Below are 22,994 nucleotides of genomic sequence, written 5' to 3' on the forward strand. Positions count from 1 at the left end.
CAGGAGCGACGGATGACAACAATGGAAAGGCCGCTGGTTGGCCTGAAGGTAGTCGAATTCACCCACATGGTGATGGGGCCGGCGATCGGCATGATCCTCGCCGACATGGGCGCGGAGGTGACCAAGGTCGAGCCGCCCGGCGGCGACAACACGCGCCGGCTGGGGGGCTCGGGCGCGGGCTACTTCGCCATGTACAACCGCAACAAGCAGAGCCTGTGCGCGGACCTGAAGTCGGCAGCGGGCAGGGACGCCGTGCGCAGGCTGGTGGACAGCGCCGACGTGGTGATCGAGAACTTCCGTGCCGGGGCGATGGACGAGAACGGCTTCGGCTACGGCGTGCTGGCGGCGCACAACCCCGGCCTGATCTACTGCTCGGCCAAGGGCTTTCTTGCCGGCCCCTACGACCGGCGCGTGGCACTGGACGAAGTCACCCAGATGATGGGCGGGCTGGCCTATATGACGGGCCTGCCGGGCAAGCCGATGCGCGCCGGCGCCTCGGTGATCGACGTCACCGGCGCGATGTTCGGCGTGATCGCCATTCTCGGCGCGCTGCAGGAACGGCACCGGACCGGACGCGGGCAGCATGTGTGCAGCTCGCTGTTCGAGACCACGGCCTTCCTGGTCGGCCAGCACATGGCACAGCAGGCCGTGACGGGCACGCCCGCTCCGCCGATGACGGTGCGCAGTTCGGCGTGGGGGGTTTATGACACCTTCGAGACCATGGAAGGCGCCCCGGTCTTTGTCGGCATCGTCAGCGACACGCAGTGGCGCAAGTTCTGCGAGGCGTTTGCACTGGCCGACTTCATCGGCGACCCTACCCTGGACCGCAACGACGGACGCGTGCGGCAGCGGCCGCGCGTGCTGGGCGCGCTGGCGCCGATGTTCCGCAGCTTCGGCAAGCAGGAACTGATGGCGAAGCTGGAAGCGTGTGGCCTGCCGTTCGCGCCGATTTCCCGGCCCGAAGACCTGTTCGACGATCCGCACCTGAACGCGGGCGGCGGGCTGGTGCCGGTGACGCTGCCCTCGGGCCAGCAGGTGCGGCTGCCGGCGCTGCCGATTGCGATGGACGGGCGGCGCTTCGACGTCTACCGCGACCTGCCGCGCGCCGGCGAGCATTCGCGCACGGCACTGCTGGCCACGGGCATGAGCGGCGACGCCATCGACACGCTGGAGAGTGAGCGCGCGATCGGAGCGCAGCGATGAGCGCCATGTCCCAGGGCCGGACCCTGTTCGACAAGATTTGGCAGGCGCATGCCATTGCCGAACTGGACGGCGCCAGCCTGCTGCATATAGACCGCGTCTTCCTGCACGAGCGCACCGGCAGCATCGCGCTGAGCTCGCTGCGCGCGGCCGGGCGGCGCGTGCGCGCGCCGGCGCTGGCGTTCTGCACCATGGACCATATCGTCGATACGCGGCCCGGGCGCAACGACAGCACGCTGATGCCGGGCGGCGAGGCCTTTATCACCAGCACGCGCGACAGCGCCAGGCGCGAGGCCATCCGGCTGTTCGATATCGGCGATCCCGGCCAGGGCATCGTCCATGTGGTGTCGCCGGAACAGGGCATTGCCTTGCCCGGCACCACCGTGGTCTGTCCCGACAGCCATACCTGCACGCAGGGCGGCCTGGGCGCGCTGGCCTGGGGCATCGGCTCGTCCGAGGCGGAACATGCGCTGGCGACGCAGACGCTGCGCGTGACGCGGCCGCTCACCATGCGGGTGTCGTTCGACGGCGCGCTGCCAGCGGGCGTCGGCGCCAAGGACCTGATGCTGTGGCTGATCGCACGCTACTCGGCGGCGGGCGCCGGCGGCCATATGCTCGAATTCGGCGGCAGCGCGGTGCGCAGCCTGCCGGTCGAGGCGCGCCTGACGCTGTGCAACCTGGCGGTGGAGTTCTCGGCGTTCTCGGGCATTGTCGCGCCCGACGACACGGTCTTCGAATACCTCGCCGGCCGGCCGTATGCGCCCGCCGGTGCGCAGTGGGAACCAGCGCTGTCGCACTGGCGCAGCCTGTACAGCGACGCCGACGCCGTGTTCGACCGCGAGCTGTCGGTGGATTGCAGGCAGCTGGCGCCGATGGTGACCTGGGGCACCAGCCCGCAGCACGGCGTGGCCGTCGACGGCGCCGTGCCCGACCCCGCCATGGCGATCGATGCCGATACGCGCCAGGCCATGGAGCGCGCACTGTCCTACATGGACCTGCGTCCCGGGCAGCGGATGGCGGACATCGCCATCGATGCCGCATTTATCGGCTCCTGCACCAACAGCCGGCTGTCGGACCTGCGCAGCGCGGCCGGTGTGCTGGCCGGGCGCAAGGTGGCGCCCGGCGTGACGGCCATCTGCGTGCCGGGTTCCAGCGCCGTCAAGCGCGCCGCCGAGGCCGAAGGGCTGGATCGCGTGTTCCGTGAAGCGGGATTCGAGTGGCGTGAATCGGGTTGCTCGATGTGCTTCTACGCCGGCGGCGAAAGCTTCGGCCACCGGCAGCGCGTGATCAGCAGCACCAACCGCAATTTTGAAAGCCGCCAGGGCTCGCAGACCCGCACCCACCTTGCCAGCCCGGCCACCGTGGCGGCATCGGCCGTGCTGGGGCGCATCGCCGACCCGCGCCGGCTGCCGGGAGCCTGAGATGGAGCCATTTACCATGCATCGCGGCGTGGCCGCGCCGCTGCTGCGCATCAACATCGACACCGACGCCATCATCCCGTCGCGGGAAATGAAGCGCGTCTCCAGGCACGGGCTGGCCGAGGGCCTGTTCGCCGGCTGGCGCTACCTGGCGGGGACGGACCGCAGCCCCGATCCCTTGTTCGTGCTGAACCAGCCGGAGTACACCGGGGCGTCGATCCTGCTGGCCGGAAGCAATTTTGGCTGCGGCTCCTCGCGCGAGCATGCGGTGTGGGCGCTGAAGGAGTTCGGCATCCGCGCCATCGTTGCGCCCGGCTTCGGTGCCATCTTCCACAACAACTGCGTGCGCAACGGCCTGCTTCCGGTGGTGCTGCCGATGGCAACGGTGCAGGCACTCGCCGACGACTGCGCCGCAGCGCCGGCCACGCGGCAGGTGACGGTCGACCTCCGGCAGCTGGAAGTGGTGTCGCCGGCGGGCGCGCGGTACGGCTTCACGCTGGGCAGCGAGCAGCGGCAGATGCTGCTTGAAGGGCTGGACCCGATCGCCCTGACGCTGAAGCTGGCGTCAAGCATCGACGCGTTCCAGGGCGCGGACCGGTTGCGCCGGCCCTGGATCCATTTCGATGGCTAAGGCGCGGCGGCTGCCGGGCGGGACGGCCTGACGCGCATTCCTGCCTGCGTCTCGTCGTTTTCAAAACGCGCGGCGGTTCTTGGTTCTGATTTTTCCAGGGGTGGATGTTCGGCTTTGCGCCAGCGGCGCAAAGCCGTGCTCACGGCGTGAGCGGCTTTGTCACGCCCATCGCCAGCGAAACGCGGGCGGAATCCCTCAGCAGGTGTCGTTGCAGTGGTTTTCGAAGGCAGTTCCGGGAGGGCCCGCACCCAGTCGGCGCATATGCGAGGGACGCGAATCAACAGGTGCGGCAACAAATTCATAGACGGAGGAAACAGAATGAAAAAGCAGCTTGCAGGTTTTGCATTGATCGGCGGATTCGCGCAGATGGCTTGCGCACAGGGCAGCGTGACCCTCTATGGCGTCGTCGATGAAGGCCTGACCTACAACAACAACGCCGGTGGCCATCACCAGTTTAGCCTGGTCAGCGGCGTGATCCAGGCCAGCCGCTTCGGCCTGCGCGGCAGTGAGGACCTGGGCGGTGGCATGAAGGCGCTGTTCGTGCTGGAAAACGGCTTCGACGCCAGCAGCGGCAAGCTGGGGCAGGGCGGCCTGATATTCGGGCGCCAGGCGTACGTCGGCCTGTCCGGCAACTACGGCACGGTGACCATGGGCCGCCAGTACGACTCGGTGGTGGATTTTGTCGGTCCGCTCAACATCGGCGCGCAATGGGGCGGCTTCTACAACGCCCACCCCGGCGATATCGACAACCTGAACAACTCCGCCCGGGTCAACAACGCCATCAAGTTCCGCAGCCAGAACTACGGCGGCCTGAGTTTTGGCGGGGTCTACAGCCTGGGCGGCGTGGCGGGCAGCCCGGCGCGCAACCAGATCTGGTCGCTGGGCGCGGGCTATGGCAGCGGGCCGTTGCTGCTCGGCATCGGCTACCTGAACGTCAGGAACCCCAATACCTCGTTCTACGGCACCGGTGTCACGGCCAACACCACCGGCTCGGCACCGTTGAACACGCTGACCAATATCGGCTCGCCGGTGCAGTCGGGCTACGCGTCGGCGCGCACGCAGGAAGTCTTTGCCGCGGGCGCGGCGTACAGCTTCGGCGCGGCCACGGTCGGGACCACGTACTCCAACACGCGCTTCAAGGACCTGGGAGACCTGTCGTCCGGCCCGAATCCGTTCGGCTATCGCGGCACCGCGACCTTCAACAATGTGGAAGTCAGCTTCAAGTACCAGGTGACGCCGGCATTGCTGATGGGCGTGGCCGCGGACTATGCCAGGGGCAGCGGCATCAATGACGCCAGCTACCGGCAGTTCGTGCTGGGGGCGGACTACAGCCTGTCCAGGCGCACCGATGTCTACGCGATGGCGATCTACCAGAAGGCCTCGGGGATCGATTCCACCGGCAAGCGCGCGGTGGCCGCGATCAACGGCGTGCGTCCGTCGGCCGATGACAGCCAGGCGGTGTTGCGCGTGGGCCTGCGCCACAAGTTCTGACGCAGGCGGTGGAGATCGCGGGGCATGCCCCGCGATCCGTCTCAGGACAAGCGCTCGCGGTACAGGCGGTAGTTCTCGTCGTCGAAGCAGACGAAGGTGACCTGCTCGATCTCCGGCGCCGCGGCCAGCGCCTCGCGCACCGCGGCGATGGCGATATCCGCCGCGCGCTCGCGCGGGAAGGCGTAGATGCCGGTGCTGATATTGGGAAAGGCCAGCCTGCGCAGGTGGTGCTGCGCCGCCAGCCGGATGCTGTTGCGGTAGGCGTTGGCGAGCAGTTCGTCCTCGCCCTGGTCGCCGCCTTGCCAGACCGGCCCGACCGCGTGGATCACGTATGGCGCCGGCAGGTGGCCGCCGGTAGTGATCACCGCCTCGCCGGTGGGGCAGCCGCCCTGCGTGTCGCGGATCGCGCGGCAGGCCTCCTTGATCGCGGAGCCGCCTGCCCCGTGGATGGCCCCGTCGACGCCGCCGCCGCCCAACAGGCCGCTATTGGCCGCGTTGACGATGGCATCGACTTCCATCCGGGTGATATCGCCATGGACTACCTGCAAGTGCTCGCCGCTCATGTTGTCTCCTGCGCTGTGGAGGGAGGGCCGCCGGACAGCCGCTTGGTCGGTCTGACCGGCGGGAAGCCGCTGTGTGCTACATGGACTGCTCAAGCATACGCCGATAATCCGCGGCGCTGGCTTCTTTCGGGTTGGTCTTGTGGCAATGGTCGACCAGCGCACCGGCAATCACCTTGTCGAACATGTCCTCGGTGACACCCATCTGACGCAGCCCGGTGGGCAGGCCCAGGCGCACGGTCATGTCGTGCACGGCCTGCGCGATATCGGCGCCGTCGGGCAGGTGCATGGCGCGGCGCAGGCGTGCGTAGCGGTCGTCGCGCACCACCGTGGGCGCATCGGCGTTGAAGCGCAGCACCGCCGGCATCACCACCGCGTTGAGCGTGCCGTGGTGCAGGCCGGTGCGGCCGTCGATCTTCAGCCCGCCCAGCGGGTGCGACAGCGAATGCACGCAGCCCAGCCCCTTCTGGAACGCCATTGCGCCCTGCATCGACGCGCTCATCATGTTCAGGCGTGCGTCGCGGTCCTGGCCGTCGCGGGTGGCGCGTTCGATATGGCCCCAGCCGCGCTCCAGCCCGTCCAGCGCAATGCCGTCCGCGGGCGGGTTGAAGGCGGGGGCCAGGAAGGTCTCGATGCAGTGCGCGATCGCATCCATGCCGGTGGCCGCGGTCAGCCCGGCCGGCAGCCCCAGCGTCAGTTCCGGGTCGCAGACGGCGGACTTGGGCAGCAAATGCCAGGAATGGAAGCCCAGCTTGCGGCCGTCGTCCAGGATGATGATGGCGCCGCGCGCCACCTCGCTGCCGGTGCCCGAGGTGGTGGGCACCGCGATCAGCGGCGCCGCCTTGTCGGTGATCCTGGCGCTGCCGCCTTCGATGGTGGCATAGGTGGTCAGCTCGCCCTCATGCGTGGCCAGGATGGCGATGCCCTTGGCGAGGTCGATCGACGAGCCGCCGCCCACTGCCACCAGCCCGTCGCAGCCGGCCTCGCGGTATTGTGCGGCGGCCTTGCGCACCATGGCCTCGGTCGGGTTCGACGGGGTTTCATCGAATACCGCAACCTGCAGGCCCTGCATCGCATCGATGGCACGCTGCGCCACTCCCGCGGCGACCAGGCCCTTGTCGGTCACCAGCAACGGGCGGCGGATGCCGATGCGCTCGCATTCGGACTTGAGCAGGCTTACCGCGCCGAAATCCAGGTGGATGTGGGTCAGATAGTAGATAAACGCCATGTTTGCTTGTCTCCTGCCGGGATCTGCCGCCAAATTGTCTTTTGCACGGGCCTGGAGCGGATGCTCGCCAGGCCCGCTGTCTTGGGTTTCAATGGACCTGCACTACTGCGTTTCCGGAGCCCTCGGGACCGCTTCAGCCGATCATCGCGCAAAAACTTGCCGCGTGGCAGGCTGACAGCGACTTTTCGGGGTTATCTCGTACTGCCGGGCACCTGGAACATCTGGCATCATACTAAAATCGAACGATCGTTCACAATTCGAACTTGTCCCGATGCGGGCGACGCGCAGAACTTCTGCACGCCGCTGGCACCGGCTCCGGATCCGCGTCATTCCCTATGTCCGCCGCACCGTCTTCCAGCCCTGATGCGCCCGCCACGCCCGGCCTGCCGTCCAGCCCGCTCGACCCGCAGGTGGCCGCGCTGCTGGAGCTGATCGCGCGCGCCAAGCGGCCGCCGATCCACGCGATGGAGCCCGAGGACGCCAAGATCGCCTACGAGAAAAGCGCGCCGATCCTCGATATCAATCCGCCGCCCGTGCATATGGCGGAAGACCTGCTGGCGCCGGCGCGCGACGGCCACGCCATCCCGCTCAGGCTGTACACCCCGCGCGAGGCCAGCTGGACCGAGCCGCTGCCCTTGCTGGTGTATTTCCATGGCGGCGGCTTCACGGTCGGCAGCGTCGATTCGCACGATCCGCTGTGCCGGCTGCTGTGTGGCCAGGCGGACTGCATGGTGCTGTCGGTGGACTACCGGCTCGGGCCGCAATGGCGTTTCCCGACGGCGGCCAACGACGCCTTCGATGTGCTGCACTGGGTCTTCGCCGAAGCCGGCCGGCTCGGTGCCGACCCGGCGCGCATCGCCGTGGGTGGCGACAGCGCCGGCGGCACGCTGGCCGCGGCGTGTGCTGTGGAGGCCCGCAATGCGGGCCTGGCGCCCGTGCTGCAGTTGCTGATCTATCCCGGCACCTGTGCACGCCAGGACACGCCGTCGCACCGCGCGCTGGCCGATGGCTACCTGCTGACGGCGGACATGATCCGCTGGTTCTTTGCCCAGTACCTGGACCAGGAAGCCAGCCGCGACGACTGGCGTTTCGCCCCGCTGGATGGCGGCGGCGCCGGCGCCGAGGTGCGCGGCACATGCCCGGCCTGGATCGCCGTGGCCGGCTACGATCCGCTGCATGACGAGGGTGTGGCCTACGCGGAGAAGCTGCGCGCCGCCGGCGTGGCCGCCACGCTGGCGGACTACCCCGGCATGATCCATGATTTCTTCAAGCTGGGCCGGTTCGTGCCGGCGGTGGCGCAGGCACATGCCGAGGCCGTTGCCGCGCTGCGCGCCGCGTTCGGCACACCGCACAACTAGACCAGCAGCCACGGTCAGGGCCGCACCGGCCCCGGCCTTCCATTTTCAGCAGTGACTTGCAGCACAAGGAGACATAGTCAAATGCAACGCCGCCACTTCATCGCCCGCGCGGGCATCGCCGCCGCTACCGCGGCACTGGGCCTTGCCGCCATGCCCGCCCAGGCACAGGCCGACAAGTTCCCGCAGCGCCCGATCCGCCTGGTGATCGGCTACACCGCCGGCGGCTCCACGGATATCCCGTTCCGCGTGCTCGCCGACAACGCCTCCAAGATCCTGGGCCAGCCCGTGATCGTCGAGAACAAGCCCGGCGCGGGTGGCGTGCTGCCCGCGCAGATGATGCAGTCCACCGCGCCGGACGGCTACACGCTGGCCCAGGTCGCCATGCCGGTCTACCGCCTGCCGTACACCACCAAGATCAACTGGGACCCGGTCAAGGACCTGAACTACATCATCAACCTCGCCGGCTATTCGTTCGGCCTGGTGGTGCCGGCCGATTCGCCGATCAAGACGATGCAGGAGTACATTGCCTACGCCAAGGCCAATCCGGGCAAGCTGACCTACGGTTCGCCGGGCTCGATGACCACGCTGCACCTGACCATGGAAGAGCTGGCGATGAAGCAGGGCGTGCAGTTCTCGCACATCCCCTACAAGGGCAATTCCGAGTCGATGCAGGCGCTGCTGGGCGGCCACGTGATGTCGGTGGCCGACACGCCGGCATGGGCACCGTACGTTGAGCAGGGCAAGCTGCGCCTGCTGTCGACCTGGGGCGAGAAGCGCTCGGCGCGCTTCCCCAACGTGCCGACGCTGAAGGAACTGGGCATCGGCATCGTGCAGACCTCGCCGTTCGGCCTGGTCGCGCCCAAGGGCACCGATCCGAAGATCGTGCAGAAGCTGCATGACGCCTTCAAGAAGGCCATGGACATGCCCAACTACCGCGAATCGCTGGCCAAGTTCGACATGGAGCCGTACTACATGAACAGCCAGCAATACGCGCAGTTTGCGGCCGAGACCGTCAAGAAGGAAAAGGCGATCATCGAGAAGCTGGGGCTGGCCAAGGCACAGTAAGCGCAATCAGCCTGCCGCCGCCATCATCGATCCAGGCCGCCGCGCCTGCCGGTCCTGTCCGGCGGGCCGGCGGCCTGGTGCTTTGACAAGCCACGACAAACAAGGAGACCAGGCCGATGGCCAAAGAGGATTTTCGCCACAGCATCCCGCTGCGCGTGCGCTGGGCCGAAGTCGATCCGCAGTCGATCGTCTTCAACGCGCACTACCTGACGTACTGCGATATCTGCGTGACCGAGTACTGGCGCGCGCTGGGCATCCGCTATCCGGAAGATGTGCTGCACGCGCATGGCGTGGACATCTTCGTGGTCAAGTCCACGCTGGAATACCACGCCTCGGCGCGCTTTGACGACGAGCTGGAAATCCGCGGCCGCATGTCGCGCCTGGGGCGCTCGAGCATGCTGTTCCGGGTGGAGATGTTCCGCGGCGACGAACACCTGATTACCGGTGAGATCGTCTATGTGTGCGCGGACCCGGCCACGCAGAAATCGGCGGCGATTCCGGGGCCGGTGCGGGAGATTATCGAGGGGTATGAGGTGGTGAAGCCGGCGGGGTGATTCCGTGCCGACGAGTCTTCAAATCCCGCTTGTTTGCTCCCCTCTCCCGCAAGCGGGAGAGGGGAGCGGCTCTCAGCAAATATTAGGGCCGTCGCAGCAGGGAGGCGAGATTCGCTTACTTGGCCAGCCCCGCATCTTCCATATAGGCGCGAATCACCTCATCAAAGCTCGCGTCGCTCTGGAACCCCAGCGCCAGCGCACGCTCCGCGTTCCACGCCGCCGGCCAGGTGCCGACGATGTTCTCCACGCGCGCTTCGCGCTCCCACGTCACGCGGTCCGCCACGGCATTGCCCGCCACGCGGCGCAGGGCTTCGATCATGCCGGCAGCCGTGACCGACAACCCCGGCAAGTTCACCACGCGGCGGTTGCCCAGCCGTTCGCCGGCCAGTTCGATGCCATTGACCAGTGCCGCGACGGCCGCTCGCGGCGACAGCAGCCACAGCGGCGTTTCCGGTGCCACCGGGCAGTTGGCAGCAACACCAGACAGCGGCTCACGGATGATGCCGCTGGCGAACGACGAGGCCGCCGCATTGGGTTTGCCGGGGCGCACGCTGATGGTCGGCAGGCGCAGCACGCGGCCGTCGACAAAGCCGCGGCGGCTGTAGTCCGACAGCAGCAGCTCGCCGATGGCCTTCTGCACGCCGTATGACGATTGCGGGTTCAGCGCGGTATCGTCCTGCACCACCGGCGGCAACTGGCCCCCGTAGACCGCGACCGAGCTGGTGAACAGCACGCGCGGCTGGTGGCCCAGCTCGCGGCAGGTTTCCAGCAGCGCGCGCGAGGCGTCCAGGTTGACGCGCATGCCCAGGTCGAAGTCGGCCTCGGCCTGGCCGCTGACCACGGCCGCCAGGTGGAACACGGCGCCAGTGTCGGTGTCGATGGCCTGGCGCAGCACGGCCGGGTCGGACAGGTCGCCGGTGACCACGCGCACGCGCGCATCGTCCAGGCCTTGCGGCGCCATCACGTCCAGCAGCGTCAGGCGCTTGATGGCCACGGGCTGGCCGTCCAGGTTCAGGGTGCCGCGTTGCAGCAGCAGGCGGGCGAGTTGCAGGCCGAGGAAGCCGGCGCCGCCGGTAATCAGTACGTTCATGGCAGGATGGGAGCGGTTGTTCTTGGGGTTGGTCGCGATCAGCGGCCCAGGTAGGGCTTGAGCCAGCCCAGGCCGGCCGAGGTGCCGGCGCGCGGGCGGTATTCGCAGCCGATCCAGCCGTCGTAGCCAAGCGTGTCCATGACCTCGAACAGGTAGGGATAGTTCAGCTCGCCCACGTCCGGCTCATGGCGCTCGGGCACGCCGGCGATCTGGATATGGCCGATGCCCGCGATGTCACGCTTGAGCTTCATCGCGACATCGCCTTCGACGATCTGGCAGTGGTAGCAGTCGAACTGCACCTTCAGGTTGGCCGCGCCGACTTCCTTGCAGATAGCCTGGCCGTCGTCCTGGCGGTTCAGGAAATAGCCCGGCATGTCGCGCGTGTTGATCGGCTCGATCAGCACGGTCACGCCCTGGGCGGCGGCAGCGTTGGCAGCAAAGGCGAGGTTCTCGAGGTATGTGGCGCGGCAGCGCGCGCGGTCGGCATCGGCAGGGATCAGGCCCGCCATCACGTGGATGCGGTCATTGCCGATCACGCCGGCGTATTCCAGCGCGCGGCCGATGGTGCCGCGGAAATCCGCCTCGCGCCCGGGCAGGGCGGCCAGGCCGCGTTCGCCTGCTGCCCAGTCGCCCGGCGCCGCGTTGAACAGTGCCTGTGTGAGGCCGTTCGCGTCCAGGCGCGCGCGCAGCTCGGCGGCGGCGTGCTCGTACGGGAACAGGAACTCCACCGCCCGGAAGCCGTCGGCCGCGGCTGCGGCAAAGCGGTCCAGGAAGGCGTGCTCGTTGTACATCATCGAGAGGTTTGCGGCGAAGCGCGGCATTCGGAACTCCAAAGCGGTGGTACGGATCCGGCCCGATCGAGACTACGTCGAAAGCGGGCCGGCCAGGATCAGCGGTTGACCAGTTTAGCGGGCGTCAGCCACACCAGCACGGCGCCGACGACCAGGATCGCGGACAGCACGTACATGGGCAGCTGCGTACTTTGTGTCATGTCCTTCAGCGCGCCGACCATGTACGGCGACACGAAACCGGCCAGGTTGCCCACCGAATTCACCACGGCAATACCGGAAGCGGCGGCAATGCCCGACAGGAACGAGGTCGGCAGCGACCAGAACAGCGGCGCGCAGGTCAGCACCCCGGCGGCGGCCAGCGACAGCGCGGCGATGGCCACCGTTGTATTGTTGGTGAACGAGGCCGCAATGGCAAAGCCCGTGGCACCCATCAGCGCCGGCACGATCAGGTGCCAGCGGCGCTCGCGGCGTGCGTCGGCGCTGTGGCCCAGGATGTTCATGACGATCACGGCGCAGATGAACGGGATCGCCGACAGCAGGCCGATGTTCAGGTTGCCGGTCACGCCGCTGGCCTTCACCAGCGTCGGCATCCAGAAGGTCAGCGCGTACTGGCCGGTGACGAAGCAGAAGTAGATCAGGCACATCCACCACACGCGGCGGTCGGAGAACACCGCGCCCAGCGAGTGGCCGTGGGCCTTGCCGGCGGCGCTGGCGGCGTTATGGGCGCCGCGCTGGTCTTCCTCGATATTGCGCTTGAGCACGCGCTTTTCATCGGCGTCGAGCCACGGCGCCTTGTCGATGCCGTCGCGCAGCACGAACACCGTCACCACGCCGATCACAAGCGCGGGCAGGGCCTCGAGCAGGAACATCCATTGCCAGCCGCGCATGCCGTGCGTGCCGTTGAACGCGTCCATGATCCAGCCCGACAGCGGATTGCCGAACATGCCCGCGATGGGGATGCCCGACATGAACAGCGCGATCATCTTGCCGCGGCGGTTGGCCGGGAACCAGTAGGTCAGGTACAGGATCACGCCGGGATAGAAACCCGCTTCGGCGAGGCCGAGCAGGAAGCGCATCACGTAGAACTGGGTCGGCGTCTTCACGAACAGGAACAGCGCCGAGATGATGCCCCACGTGATCATGATGCGCGCGATCCAGATGCGCGCGCCGATACGATGCATCAGCAGGTTGCTGGGCACCTCGAACAGGAAGTAGCCGATAAAGAACAGGCCGGCGCCGAGGCCGAACACGGTTTCGGAGAAGGCCAGGTCCTGGCCCATCTGCAGCTTGGCGAAGCCGACATTGACGCGGTCCAGGTAGGCGACCACGTAGCACAGCATCAGGAACGGCATGACGCGCCAGAACACCTTGCTGTAGGCGCGTTTTTCGATCTGGGCTTCGGTATCCAGCCGGGCGTTGCCGCCCAGGCTGTCAAGGGCGGGCACGCTTGCCGCCGGTTGGTTTGGATTCACGGTGGTCTCCGGGTATGGTGGTGGGTCTAATGCGGCGGCGCGCGGACTGCAGGCATGCGCGTCCCCCGCACGGTGGCCGCAAGGCAACCGCGCCGGGTGAAGCCGTCGTTTATCGGGGAAAAGCGGTTGTTACCAGCGCGCCTGGAAGGCGTCGCGCAGCTCAGTCAGTGCGCCGTCGGGCAGCGCAGCGCGGGCGGCGAAGCCCGGCGTGTCTTTCATCGTCATCCATAGCTTGGCGGTTTCCTCCAGTTCTTCCAGCGCGAACGCGGCGCGCGAGACGCTGGATTCCCACACTACCGGACCAAGGCGCTCCAGCAGCACGCCACGCACCTGCGCGGCCAGCGTGGCCACGCGCGCGGCCACGGCCGGATCGCCGGGGCGATGGTAGGGAATCAGCGGTATATGGCCGACCTTCATCACGTAGTAGGGCGTGAGCGGCGGCAGTACGTCGTCCGGTTGCCAGACACCGGCCAGCGTCAGGGCCACGAGGTGCGTCGAGTGCGTATGCACCACGGCGTGCGCCTCGCGGTTGTTGTCGTAGATCGCGCGATGCAGCATCAGCGTCTTGGACGGCTTGTCGCCGGAGACCCAGCTGCCATCGGTGGCCACCTTGGCGACCGCGGCCGGGTCCATCATCCCCAGGCAGGCATCGGTCGGCGTGATCAGCCAGCCGTCGTCCAGCCGCGCGCTGATATTGCCGGCCGAGCCCACGGTATAGCCGCGCTGGTACAGGCTGGCGCCGATGCGGCAGATCTCTTCGCGCAGCTTGCTTTCGGTGCTCATCAGTGACCTCCAAGCTGGCGCAGCGCTTCGTCAAAGAAATCCGGGCCGCCGAAGTTGCCCGACTTGAGCGCCAGTGCCAGCGGCTTGGCATCCAGCGTGACGGTGGCCGGCACGCCCGGTGCAATCTGCGCGCCGATACGCAAGGCGCGCACGCCCAGCGCCTGCACCACCGCGCCGGAGGTTTCGCCGCCGGCCACGACGAAGCGGCGCGTGCCGCGTGCCAGCAGCCCGGCGGCAACCGTGGCCAGGCACTGTTCGACCAGGTGTCCGGCGCGCTCGACGCCCAGTTCGGCCTGCACGGCCTTGACTTCGTCGGGGCTGGAGGTGGCGTAGATCAGCACCGGTTCGCCATGACCGTCGGCAAAGGCCAGCGCCGCGTCGGCAACGGCTTCGCCGCGTGCCAGCGCGAGCGGGTCGATGCGCAGCGCCGGGCGGCCTTGCTCCAGCCAGCGTGCTACCTGGCCATTGGTCGCGCGCGAGGCGCTGCCGGCCAGCACCACGCCCGGGCCGTCGATGGCCGGCACCGAGGCCGCGTCACCGCGCTGCGGTAGCAGGCCGGCGCGGCGGAAATTCTCGGGCAGTCCCAGCGCGATGCCGGAGCCGCCGGTGATCAGCGGCAGGTTGGCGCAGGCCTCGCCCAGCGTGAACAGGTCCGCGTCGGACACCGCATCGGCAATCGCCATGCGCACGCCGTCGCTGCGCAGCGCAGCGATGCGCTCGGCGGTGGCATGCGCGCCGCGCGCAACCGCGTCGTAGCGCAGCAGCCCGACCTTGTTCTTGCTCTGGCGCTGCAGTACGCGCACCAGGCTGGCATCGGTCATCGGCGTCAGCGGATGGTGCTCCATGCCCGATTCATTGAGCAGCGCATCGCCCACGAACAGGTGGCCGCGAAAGATGGTGCGGCCGTTTTCGGGGAAGGCCGGGCAGGCGATGGTGAAGTCGCTGTCCAGTGCCGCCAGCAGCGCCTCGGCCACCGGGCCGATATTGCCGGCATCGGTCGAGTCGAAGGTGGAGCAGTACTTGAATACGAACTGGCGGCAGCCCTGCGCGCGCAGCCATTGCAGCGCGGCCAGCGACTGGGCCACGGCCTCGACGGCCGGGATGGTGCGGGACTTGAGCGCCACCACCAGCGCATCGGCTTCGCCAATGTCCTGCACGGCGCCCACGTCGGGCAGGCCGATGGTCTGCACGGTGCGCATGCCATTGCGCACCAGCGTGTTGGCGAGGTCGGTGGCGCCGGTGAAATCGTCGGCGATGCAGCCCAACAGCGGGCGATGGGCGAGGGTGCCTGCGGTCATCTTCGCTTCTCCCTTATTCAGCCTTGCCCGGCAGTTCGATGCCCGGGAAGATCTTGATCACGGCCGAGTCGTCCTCGCCGCCATGGCCGGCGGTCGACGCCATCATGAACATCTGGTGCGCGGCGGCCGACAGCGGCAGCGGGAATTTGCTGTGGCGCGCGGTGTCGAGCACCATGCCCAGGTCCTTGACGAAGATGTCGACCGCCGACAGCGGCGTGTAGTCGCCCTTCAGGATATGGGGCACGCGGTTCTCGAACATCCACGAGTTGCCCGCGCTGTGCGTGATCACGTCATAGAGCGCATCGGGGTCCACGCCTTCGCGCAGGCCCAGCGCCATCGCTTCGGCGGCCGCGGCGATATGCACGCCGGCCAGCAGCTGGTTGATGATCTTGACCTTGGAGCCCGCGCCATGCGCGGCACCCAGGCGATACACCTTGCCGGCGATGGCGGCCAGCACGTCCTCGGCCAGCGAGTAGGCTTCGGCCGGGCCGGAAGTCATCATGGTCATTTCGCCGCTGGCGGCGCGCGCGGCGCCGCCGGAGACCGGTGCGTCCAGCATCAGCAGGCCCTGTTCCGCCAGCCGGCGGCCTAGCGCCTCGGCAAAGCCCGGCGGCACGGTGGCGCTGGCGATCACCAGCTTGCCCGGCTGCATCGCGGCCGCGGCACCGTTGGCGCCGAACAGCACGGCCTCGGTCTGCTGCGCGTTGACCACCAGCGTCAGCACCACGTCGCAACGGCTGCCCAGCTCGGAGGGCGAGGCGCACGGCACGCCGCCGGCATCGGCAAAGCGCTGCAGCACTTCGGGGCGCAGGTCGCACGCGTGCACGTTGAAGCCGGCACGCAGCAGCGACTGCGCGACACCAAAGCCCATGGCACCAAGGCCGATGACGCCGATATTCCTGGACATGAAGGGACTCCTGAAACAGATACGGATAATTCGATGGTTCGGGCTTGCGCGCGCGTCAGTTGGCGGCGCCGTGCGCTTCGCCGCTCTCGTCCGCACCCAGCTGGGCGAGACGGTGCGCGGCGTTGTACATATGGTTCTGCGCGGCATTGCGCGCGGCCAGCGGGTCGCCGGCGCGGATGGCGGCGACGATGGCCTGGTGTTCTTCACGCACCTGGCGCGAAAAGTCCGCGCGGCGCGCCTCGTTGGTGCGGGTCACGCGCGTGGCCGCTTCCAGGTACTGGCTGAGGAAGGCCAGCGTCTTCAGGAAATACGGGTTGCCGGTGGCCTCGGCGATGGCGCGGTGGAAGGCCACGTCTTCGGCCACGCCGTCGCCGCCTTGCGCAACCTCTTCGTCGAGCCGGGCCAGTGCGGCGTCGATGGCCGCCATCGACGCATCGGTGCGGCGGCGGGCGGCCTGCGCGGCCACCTCGGCCTCGATCGCGCGGCGCAGTTCGACGATCTGCAGCACCGATTCCAGCGTGCCGGTTTCGGTGTAGTCGATGCGCAGCGGCCGGATGCCGGCCTGTAGCGTCACGAACACGCCGCTGCCCTGGCGCGACTCCACCACGCCTTCGTACTTGAGCCGGGAGATGGCTTCGCGCACCACGGTGCGGCTGACGCCGAATTCCCCGGACAGCACCGCCTCGGTCGGCAGCTTGTCGCCGCGGGCAAAGGCGCCGCTCTGGATCTTGTCCAGCAGTTGTTCGGCGACATTGTCGGTGAGGGCGCGGGCAGGGACTTTCTGGAACACGGCAGCTTCCCGGGTTATTCGGTAATCAGGTCATCATACAAATTTGCTAGGACGCTGCCGACCCCGGGCAAACCCTGATATGGTGCAACTTCAAGAGCGGAGATGCGGCGAGTGATCCGCTTTGGTGCATCGACGGTCACTGCGACACTGGCGTATCATGGGCGCCCGTCCGCATCCCCTGCCCGACGCAATCGTTCCCCAAGCGCCTGATTCCACACGCCATGTCCATCACTGTCCTGATCTGCCCCTGGTCCGAAGCGCGCGAACGCGCGCGCGCCATCCGTTACACCGTCTTCGTCGAAGAGCAATGCGTGCCGGTGGAACTGGAATGGGATGAGTGGGACGAGCCGAGCTGGCACGCGCTGGCGCTGGCCGAGGATGGCACGCCGGTGGCCACCGGACGGCTGCTGCCGGATGGCCATATCGGGCGCATGGCGGTGCTGCAGTCCGTGCGTGGCACCGGTGTCGGTGCAATGGTGCTGGACGCGCTGATGCGCAAGGCTGAAGCGCTTGGCTACCCGGAACTGGTGCTCAATGCGCAGACGCACGCGGCGCCATTCTATGCGCGCGTGGGCTTTGCGCAGGTGGGGCCGGAATTCGAAGAGGCGGGCATCCCGCACGTGGAGATGCGCAAGCGGCTGGCCGGCTGAGCGCCGGAATCCCCGGTTCCAGCGGGCCTCAGCGCGGCGCTGGCACGATGCCGGTGTCGCGTTGCAGGTTCAGCTTGCCGTGGAAGTTGACGTCGCCGATGCGGCCGTCGGCGTCGAAGCTGCGCTCGCTCAGGTCGAAACGGCCATCGTGGCGCACGCGCAGCACCGTGCTGGCGCGCGTGCCGTACAGCGGCGAGCGGATGAAGGCCGATGACAGCAGCTTTTCCCATTCCGGCGCCACGCCCGTGGCAGGCAGTTCGAAATCCGCCGCTTGGCGCTCGTCGGCGAGCATTTGCAGGTAGGGCTCGGCGCTGGCGTTGGCCTGGCCGCTGTCGGCGGCCAGCACTTCGGCCAGCGCGCCGACGCGGCTGCGCACCTTGGGCCAGGGCGTGTCGAGCAGGGCGTTGGACAGGCCGTACAGCCCCGGGCGCAGCCGTTGCGGCTGGCGCGAGGCGGCGCGGTTGCTGTACCACCAGAGTTCACGCAGGTCGCTCGCCAGCAGGTTGAAGCCGTTGTAGCGGCCGTCTTCGCCGGCGAGGCCGTCCAGGTAGTCGAACGGCGCCTCGCGTCCGCGCAGGAAACCGGCCACCAGCTCGCCGCGCGAGCGCGCGTCGGTGCGTTTTTCGGACGGGGCGCGGTAGTTGGTCAGTGCCGCGAAGCGGCCGTCGGCGTTGACGCCCATCCAGGTGCCGGGTTCGCCGATGACTTCCGCCAGGTCGCGCCCGGCCAGCACCTGCGGTGCATCCTGCCACCAGTGCGCGGCCGCCGCGGGGCGGACATAGAATTCATCGCGGTTGCCGGCGACGACCAGGGCATAGTCGGGGTGGGATTGCCAGGCAACCAGGATCAGACACATCGCTTTGCTTCCTTTGCCGCCGGGGTGGCTGCAGTGGCACCCGGCGTACTTCAGTCCAACGGCATCCTGGACGCCTACAGCACGTCCAGGTCGACAAAGTGCTCGGCCCGCCGCTCGCCATCGACCCATTGGTCCAGCCCGCTCTGCCGCCACAGGCCTTCCAGCGTGGCATCGAACGCGGGCGGCACGTCGGGATAGCACTCCATCCAGGTCTGCACGCCGGCGCGGGTTTCCGGCCTGCGCATCAGCGTACCACCAATTCCGGTTGCTTCGGCGACAGTCTCCATCCAGCGGTGCCAGTGCGGCAGCGCCTCGGCGGCAACGGCTTCCGGGACGCGGAAATAGACGTAGAGGTGATCGCTCATGGCAGGTCCTGTGGGTTTCAGCCAGCGGCCTGGGCGGCCTCTCCCAGCGGCACCTCGTAGGGCAGGGTGGCCGTAGCCACTGCCGCGCCCTCGGCGCTGCCCAGGCGCAGCGCACTGGCGGCGGCATCGATCTTCAGCTCGGCCAGCCCGGCCCAGCCGCCCTGGGGCGCCGGTGCGGCGTTGACGATCATGCCGCACGGCTGGCCCGGATCTTCCGGACGGTAGATTTCAGCCGCGGGCGCCGGCACTTCGCCTTCACCCTGCACCAGCCACATGCGGCGCTTGAGCGTGCCGCGGTACTGGCTGCGCGCCACGATTTCCTGGCCGGGATAGCAGCCCTTGCGGAAATTGACCCCGCCCACCAGTTCGAAATTGATCATCTGCGGCACGAACTGCTCCTGCGTGGCCGCGACGATGCGCGGCAGGCCCGACTGCACTTCCAGCCAGTCCCACAGCGCGGGCGTCGCATCCTGCAGCGAGGCGGCAAGTGCCGCGCGCACCGCCTCGGCGCGCTCGGCCGGCAGCACCAGCTGCCAGCGCGGCTGGCCGGCGCCATCCGGCAGGCGGATCACGGTGATGCCGTCGGCTTCGGCCACGGCAAAGGCGACCTCCGGCACGGGCAGGCCCGCAGCGGCCAGGGCCTTGGCAGCGCCGGCCCCGGCGAGGCCGAGGATCGCATGGGTGGGGGTGATGTCGGACAATTTGGCCTTGGCGCGCAGCACGAACATCGACAGGCGCTTCTGCACCGGGGCCTGGATGTCGGCCGACAGCTGCAGCACGATGCCTTCGACATCGCGCCACATCAGGAAGGTGGCGAGCAGGCGCCCCTTGGGCGAGCAATAGCCCGCCAGGCGGGCCGCGCCGGCCTTCAGGTCTTCGACCGCATTGGTCAGCTGGGTGTGCAGGAAGCTGCCGGCATCGTCGCCGGCCACACGGACCAGGCCAAGCCCGGGCGGGCTGCAGACGATGCCGCTGCCGCTCAAGGCTTCAAGGTTTGCGGCGAGTTCCTGGGCTTGGGCATTCATCACTGGCATTGCGTGGCAATCGTTGAGGCAATTCGGGAGAGGGAAGGCGCCGGTCGTGCGCCGTGCCGGGCGGGCCGTCAAGCGGCGCGGGCGCCGCGGCGCATGGTCGGTGCGAGGCTGCCGGTTATTATATGGGGCTATGAGATTTTCGGCCGGCGCCGGCAGCACGTGGCGGCAAGCGGTGGCGCGCAAGCCCTCCGACGGATCCGGTCAGCCGCCCCTATCCCTGATACATGAAACGATTTTTCCTTAGTCTTGGCCTGGCCATCCTGGTGTTCGCGCTGGCGGCCGCGGGCGCGTTCGCGTGGTGGGCCAATCACCCGCTGCCCCTCAGCAAGTCACCCGTGGAAGTGGTGATCAAGCCCAATTCCGGCGTCGCCAGCGTCGGCCGCCAGATCCAGCGCGGCGGCGTCGGCATGGACCCGCGGCTGTTCATGCTGCTGGTGCGCCTGACCGGCCACGGGCCTGACCTGAAGGCCGGCGGCTATGAATTCGCGACCGGCGCCACGCCGCTGTCGATCATCGGCAAGCTGGCGCGCGGCGAGGTCACGCACTATGTGGTCACGGTGATCGAGGGCTGGGAATTCCGCAAGATGCGCGCCGCCGTGGACGCCAGCCCGGCGCTGCGGCACGACACCCGGGACATGTCCGATGCGGACCTGATGAAGGCAATCGGCGCGGCCGAGACCTCGCCCGAAGGCATGTTCTTCCCGGACACCTACCTGTTCGCGCGCGGCAGCAGCGATATCGACCTGTACAAGCACGCCTACCGTGCCATGCAGCGGCGCCTGAACGAGGCCTGGAACGCACGCTCGCCCGACCTGCCGTACAAGACCCCGTACGAGGCCCTGGTGATGGCATCGATCGTCGAGAAAGAAACCGGCCAGGCCGCCGAACGCCCGATGATCGCCGCCGTGTTCATCAACCGGCTGCGCAAGAACATGATGCTGCAGACCGACCCGACCGTGATCTACGGCCTGGGCGATGGCTTCGACGGCGACCTGCGCAAACGCGACCTGCAGGCCGACAACCCGTACAATACCTACACCCGTACCGGCCTGCCGCCCACGCCGATTGCGCTGCCGGGGCTGGCCTCGCTGGCGGCGGCCACCACGCCGGCGCCATCCGACGCACTGTACTTCGTCGCCCGCGGCGACGGCAGCAGCCATTTCTCCAACTCGCTTCCCGAACACAACCGCGCGGTCGACAAGTACCAGCGCGGCAAATAGGCATTCCATGCGCGGAAAATTCATCACGTTTGAAGGCATCGACGGCGCCGGCAAGAGCACCCATATCGACTGGGTCGCCGACCGCCTGCGCGCACGCAGCGACATTGCCGGCGTCGTCACCACCCGCGAGCCCGGCGGCACCTCGCTGGGCGAAGACCTGCGCCAGATCCTGCTGCATCGCAAGATGCACCTGGAAACCGAGGCGCTGCTGATGTTCGCGGCCCGGCGCGAACATATCGCCGAGGTCATCGCACCCGCGCTGGAGCGCGGCAAGTGGGTGATTTCCGACCGCTTCACCGACGCCACCTTCGCCTACCAGGGCGGGGGCAGGGGCCTGGCCACCGAGCGCCTGGAAGTGCTGGAAAACTGGGTGCAGGGCGGCCTGCAGCCGGATCTGACGCTGCTGTTCGACGTGCCGCTGGAAACCGCCAGCGAGCGCCTGGCCGGCGCTCGCGCGCCTGACAGGTTCGAATCCGAATCGCGCGCGTTCTTCCAGCGCACCCGCGATGAATACCTGCGCCGCGCGGCCCAGTCGCCGCAGCGCTTCCGGGTGATCGACGCCACGCGCAGCATTGCCGACATTCGCGATGAACTTGAAAAAATCATCGCAACTATCTGATTTTTGGCCGATATATGGCTGACGTGATAGGTGTGAATGCCGCGCCATTGCGTAATTCGCAATCGCATGGCTATCACAGGTAAAACTTGAAGTTAGATTGCTAACCCACTGATTCACATGCTATATCCCTGGCAGAAGGAAGACTGGCAACGGCTTGGCGCGCTGCGTGAACGGCTGCCGCATGCCTTGCTGATCCATGGCCAGCAAGGCATCGGCAAGCGCGACCTGGCCCTGCATTTCGCGCAGGGGCTGTTGTGCGAGGCGCCGCTGCCGGACGGCCAGCCCTGCGGCCAGTGCGCCGCCTGCCACTGGTTCAGCCAGGGCAACCACCCGGACTTCACCGTGGTGCGGCCCGAGGCGCTGGACGCCGCGGCCGAGGCCGAGACCGACGAGGGCGGCAAGAAGAAGGCGCCCAGCAAGATCATCCGCATGGAGCAGGTGCGCGCGCTGATCGAGGCCGTGGGCGTGGGCACGCACCGGGCCGGGCTGCGCGTGGTGGTGGTCTATCCGCTCGATGCGCTGCAGACCGAGGGCGCCAACGCACTGCTGAAGACGCTGGAAGAGCCGCCGCCGTCCACCGTATTCCTGCTGGTGACCGACCGCCTCGACCGCATCCTGCCGACTATCCTGTCGCGCTGCCGCCAGTTCTCGGCCCAGCGCCCGACGCCGGAGGCCGCGCTGGCCTGGCTGCGCGGCCAGGGCGTGGCCGATGCCGAGGCCCAGCTGGCGCTGGCCGGCGGCTCGCCGCTGACCGCGCTGCATGCGGCCGAGGCCGAGGAGCAGCCGCTGCAGCGCTGGCTGGTCGGCCAGCTCGGCGCCGCCGCCGCCTTCGACGCTTCCGCGGCGGCCGAGCAACTGCAGAAGCTGCCGGTGCCTGCCGTGCTTGGCATCCTGCAGCGCTGGACGTACGATCTGCTGACGCTGCGCCTGAACGGCAGCGCCACGCCGCGGTACCTGCCCAAGGAACGGGCGGTGCTGGCGCGCTGCGCCGGGGCCACCGACGCGCACCGCCTGCAGGCCTTTGCCACCCGGTTGACCGCGCATCGCCGCAGCGAGAACCATCCGCTGGCGGCCCGGCTGGTGATGGAAGCGGTATTCCTGGAATACCGCCAGCTGTTCCGGTAATACGCCTGGCAGTCAAAATAAGCCATAACAACAAGCAGCACCGTCATTCAGGGGGTCAACCATGAACACAGCAGTCGCCGGCGCACCGCCCGCTGCGCCAACCGGCAGCGGGGCGGCATCGCGCCCCAATGTGCTGTCCTTGTCGATCAAGGACCAGGCCGGGCTGTATGCGGCCTACATGCCGTTCCTGGCGCGCGGCGGCATCTTCGTGCCGTCGAACCGGCCGTTCCGACTGGGCGAGCAGGTGTTCCTGGTGCTGTCGCTGCTGGACCGGCCGCAGAAATACCAGATCGCGGGCCATGTGGCCTGGATCACCCCGGCGGGCACGCCGATGAAGACCCCCGGCGTCGGCGTGCATTTCCCCGACGACGACAACGGGCGCAACCTGCGCCGCGCGGTGGAGGAGATCCTGGGCAAGATGCTGGAGTCCGGGCGCCCCACGCAAACTTTATGAACGTTGTGAGGTTGTTCTCACAATATTTTGATTTT

General features: G+C 68.1%; 24 protein-coding genes. 12 read left to right on the plus strand and 12 right to left on the minus strand.

Translation table 11 applies throughout. The features are described from left to right. Window positions 1-12 precede the first annotated feature (12 nt). The 4 genes from AC3WQZ_RS04330 to AC3WQZ_RS04345 all read left to right on the plus strand — a co-directional run bounded on the left by AC3WQZ_RS04330 (window position 13) and on the right by AC3WQZ_RS04345 (window position 4,740). Window positions 13-1,203, plus strand: a complete 1,191-nt coding sequence (locus tag AC3WQZ_RS04330; protein WP_058697273.1) for a CaiB/BaiF CoA transferase family protein — start codon at window positions 13-15, stop codon at window positions 1,201-1,203. Further along, window positions 1,200-2,621: a 3-isopropylmalate dehydratase large subunit gene (locus AC3WQZ_RS04335; protein WP_492300073.1), complete on the plus strand. Its 1,422-nt coding sequence runs from the start codon at window positions 1,200-1,202 to the stop codon at window positions 2,619-2,621. Before AC3WQZ_RS04330 ends, AC3WQZ_RS04335 begins: the two co-directional genes overlap by 4 nt. Window position 2,622: 1 nt before the next feature. After that, window positions 2,623-3,249 carry a 3-isopropylmalate dehydratase small subunit gene (gene leuD, locus AC3WQZ_RS04340; protein WP_010810022.1) on the plus strand — a complete coding sequence of 209 codons (627 nt, stop codon included), beginning with the start codon at window positions 2,623-2,625 and terminating at the stop codon, window positions 3,247-3,249. A 318-nt stretch (window positions 3,250-3,567) separates the two neighbouring features. Further along, entirely contained in the window at window positions 3,568-4,740 is a 1,173-nt protein-coding gene (locus AC3WQZ_RS04345) for a porin (protein WP_492300075.1), read from the plus strand. 41 nt (window positions 4,741-4,781) lie between these two features. On the opposite strand, the gene AC3WQZ_RS04350 is transcribed toward AC3WQZ_RS04345, so the two are convergent. Both AC3WQZ_RS04350 and gbd read right to left on the minus strand, forming a co-directional pair. Beyond that, on the minus strand, window positions 4,782-5,303 hold the full coding sequence (locus AC3WQZ_RS04350; RefSeq protein WP_010810020.1) for an O-acetyl-ADP-ribose deacetylase: 522 nt from the start codon (window positions 5,301-5,303) through the stop codon (window positions 4,782-4,784). A gap of 76 nt (window positions 5,304-5,379) precedes the next feature. Then, window positions 5,380-6,528 carry a 4-hydroxybutyrate dehydrogenase gene (gene gbd / locus AC3WQZ_RS04355; RefSeq protein ID WP_492300076.1) on the minus strand — a complete coding sequence of 383 codons (1,149 nt, stop codon included), beginning with the start codon at window positions 6,526-6,528 and terminating at the stop codon, window positions 5,380-5,382. Window positions 6,529-6,863: 335 nt separating this feature from the next. Here gbd and AC3WQZ_RS04360 point away from each other — a divergent pair, with 335 nt between their 5' ends. From AC3WQZ_RS04360 to AC3WQZ_RS04370, 3 genes are all read left to right on the plus strand, one after another. Then, entirely contained in the window at window positions 6,864-7,886 is a 1,023-nt protein-coding gene (locus tag AC3WQZ_RS04360) for an alpha/beta hydrolase (RefSeq protein WP_010810018.1), read from the plus strand. Between the two features lie 81 nt (window positions 7,887-7,967). Further along, on the plus strand, window positions 7,968-8,951 hold the full coding sequence (locus tag AC3WQZ_RS04365; RefSeq protein ID WP_454750097.1) for a tripartite tricarboxylate transporter substrate binding protein: 984 nt from the start codon (window positions 7,968-7,970) through the stop codon (window positions 8,949-8,951). A gap of 116 nt (window positions 8,952-9,067) precedes the next feature. Beyond that, window positions 9,068-9,505: a YbgC/FadM family acyl-CoA thioesterase gene (locus AC3WQZ_RS04370; RefSeq protein WP_010810016.1), complete on the plus strand. Its 438-nt coding sequence runs from the start codon at window positions 9,068-9,070 to the stop codon at window positions 9,503-9,505. A gap of 115 nt (window positions 9,506-9,620) precedes the next feature. Here the strand turns inward: AC3WQZ_RS04370 and denD are convergent, their stop codons facing one another. The 7 genes from denD to AC3WQZ_RS04405 all read right to left on the minus strand — a co-directional run bounded on the left by denD (window position 9,621) and on the right by AC3WQZ_RS04405 (window position 16,636). Beyond that, complete coding sequence (gene denD / locus AC3WQZ_RS04375) at window positions 9,621-10,595, minus strand: D-erythronate dehydrogenase (protein ID WP_492300079.1); 975 nt, start codon at window positions 10,593-10,595, stop codon at window positions 9,621-9,623. A 38-nt stretch (window positions 10,596-10,633) separates the two neighbouring features. Beyond that, on the minus strand, window positions 10,634-11,416 hold the full coding sequence (otnI, locus tag AC3WQZ_RS04380; protein ID WP_010810014.1) for a 2-oxo-tetronate isomerase: 783 nt from the start codon (window positions 11,414-11,416) through the stop codon (window positions 10,634-10,636). Window positions 11,417-11,484: 68 nt separating this feature from the next. Then, a complete protein-coding gene (locus AC3WQZ_RS04385; RefSeq protein ID WP_010810013.1) occupies window positions 11,485-12,858 on the minus strand; it encodes an MFS transporter in 1,374 nt (457 codons plus the stop codon). A gap of 129 nt (window positions 12,859-12,987) precedes the next feature. Beyond that, complete coding sequence (otnC, locus tag AC3WQZ_RS04390; protein ID WP_010810012.1) at window positions 12,988-13,641, minus strand: 3-oxo-tetronate 4-phosphate decarboxylase; 654 nt, start codon at window positions 13,639-13,641, stop codon at window positions 12,988-12,990. Continuing rightward, a complete protein-coding gene (otnK, locus tag AC3WQZ_RS04395) occupies window positions 13,641-14,939 on the minus strand; it encodes a 3-oxo-tetronate kinase (RefSeq protein ID WP_010810011.1) in 1,299 nt (432 codons plus the stop codon). Before otnK ends, otnC begins: the two co-directional genes overlap by 1 nt. Before the next feature lie 13 nt (window positions 14,940-14,952). Next, on the minus strand, window positions 14,953-15,846 hold the full coding sequence (ltnD, locus tag AC3WQZ_RS04400) for an L-threonate dehydrogenase (RefSeq protein WP_010810010.1): 894 nt from the start codon (window positions 15,844-15,846) through the stop codon (window positions 14,953-14,955). 55 nt (window positions 15,847-15,901) lie between these two features. Continuing rightward, window positions 15,902-16,636, minus strand: a complete 735-nt coding sequence (locus AC3WQZ_RS04405; protein WP_010810009.1) for a FadR/GntR family transcriptional regulator — start codon at window positions 16,634-16,636, stop codon at window positions 15,902-15,904. A gap of 221 nt (window positions 16,637-16,857) precedes the next feature. Between AC3WQZ_RS04405 and AC3WQZ_RS04410 the strand changes: the two genes are divergently transcribed. After that, the gene (locus AC3WQZ_RS04410) at window positions 16,858-17,286 is read left to right on the plus strand and encodes a GNAT family N-acetyltransferase (protein ID WP_010810008.1); all 429 of its coding nucleotides are present in this window, start codon (window positions 16,858-16,860) and stop codon (window positions 17,284-17,286) included. A 28-nt stretch (window positions 17,287-17,314) separates the two neighbouring features. Here the strand turns inward: AC3WQZ_RS04410 and AC3WQZ_RS04415 are convergent, their stop codons facing one another. From AC3WQZ_RS04415 to ygfZ, 3 genes are all read right to left on the minus strand, one after another. Beyond that, a complete protein-coding gene (locus tag AC3WQZ_RS04415; protein WP_010810007.1) occupies window positions 17,315-18,142 on the minus strand; it encodes an NRDE family protein in 828 nt (275 codons plus the stop codon). A gap of 74 nt (window positions 18,143-18,216) precedes the next feature. Continuing rightward, window positions 18,217-18,507: a DUF4936 family protein gene (locus AC3WQZ_RS04420; protein ID WP_010810006.1), complete on the minus strand. Its 291-nt coding sequence runs from the start codon at window positions 18,505-18,507 to the stop codon at window positions 18,217-18,219. Window positions 18,508-18,524: 17 nt separating this feature from the next. Next, a complete protein-coding gene (ygfZ, locus tag AC3WQZ_RS04425; protein ID WP_081050197.1) occupies window positions 18,525-19,541 on the minus strand; it encodes a CAF17-like 4Fe-4S cluster assembly/insertion protein YgfZ in 1,017 nt (338 codons plus the stop codon). 224 nt (window positions 19,542-19,765) lie between these two features. On the opposite strand from ygfZ, the gene mltG reads away from it, so the two are divergent. From mltG to AC3WQZ_RS04445, 4 genes are all read left to right on the plus strand, one after another. Next, complete coding sequence (gene mltG, locus AC3WQZ_RS04430) at window positions 19,766-20,761, plus strand: endolytic transglycosylase MltG (RefSeq protein WP_010810004.1); 996 nt, start codon at window positions 19,766-19,768, stop codon at window positions 20,759-20,761. 7 nt (window positions 20,762-20,768) lie between these two features. Further along, window positions 20,769-21,380 (plus strand): dTMP kinase, encoded by a 612-nt coding sequence (gene tmk, locus AC3WQZ_RS04435; RefSeq protein WP_439671625.1) that lies wholly within the window; start codon window positions 20,769-20,771, stop codon window positions 21,378-21,380. A 117-nt stretch (window positions 21,381-21,497) separates the two neighbouring features. Beyond that, window positions 21,498-22,505, plus strand: a complete 1,008-nt coding sequence (locus tag AC3WQZ_RS04440) for a DNA polymerase III subunit delta' (protein WP_492300081.1) — start codon at window positions 21,498-21,500, stop codon at window positions 22,503-22,505. 61 nt (window positions 22,506-22,566) lie between these two features. Then, entirely contained in the window at window positions 22,567-22,959 is a 393-nt protein-coding gene (locus tag AC3WQZ_RS04445; RefSeq protein ID WP_010810001.1) for a PilZ domain-containing protein, read from the plus strand. Window positions 22,960-22,994: the final 35 nt, after the last annotated feature.

Source organism: Cupriavidus sp. FW305-26 (assembly GCF_058787975.1).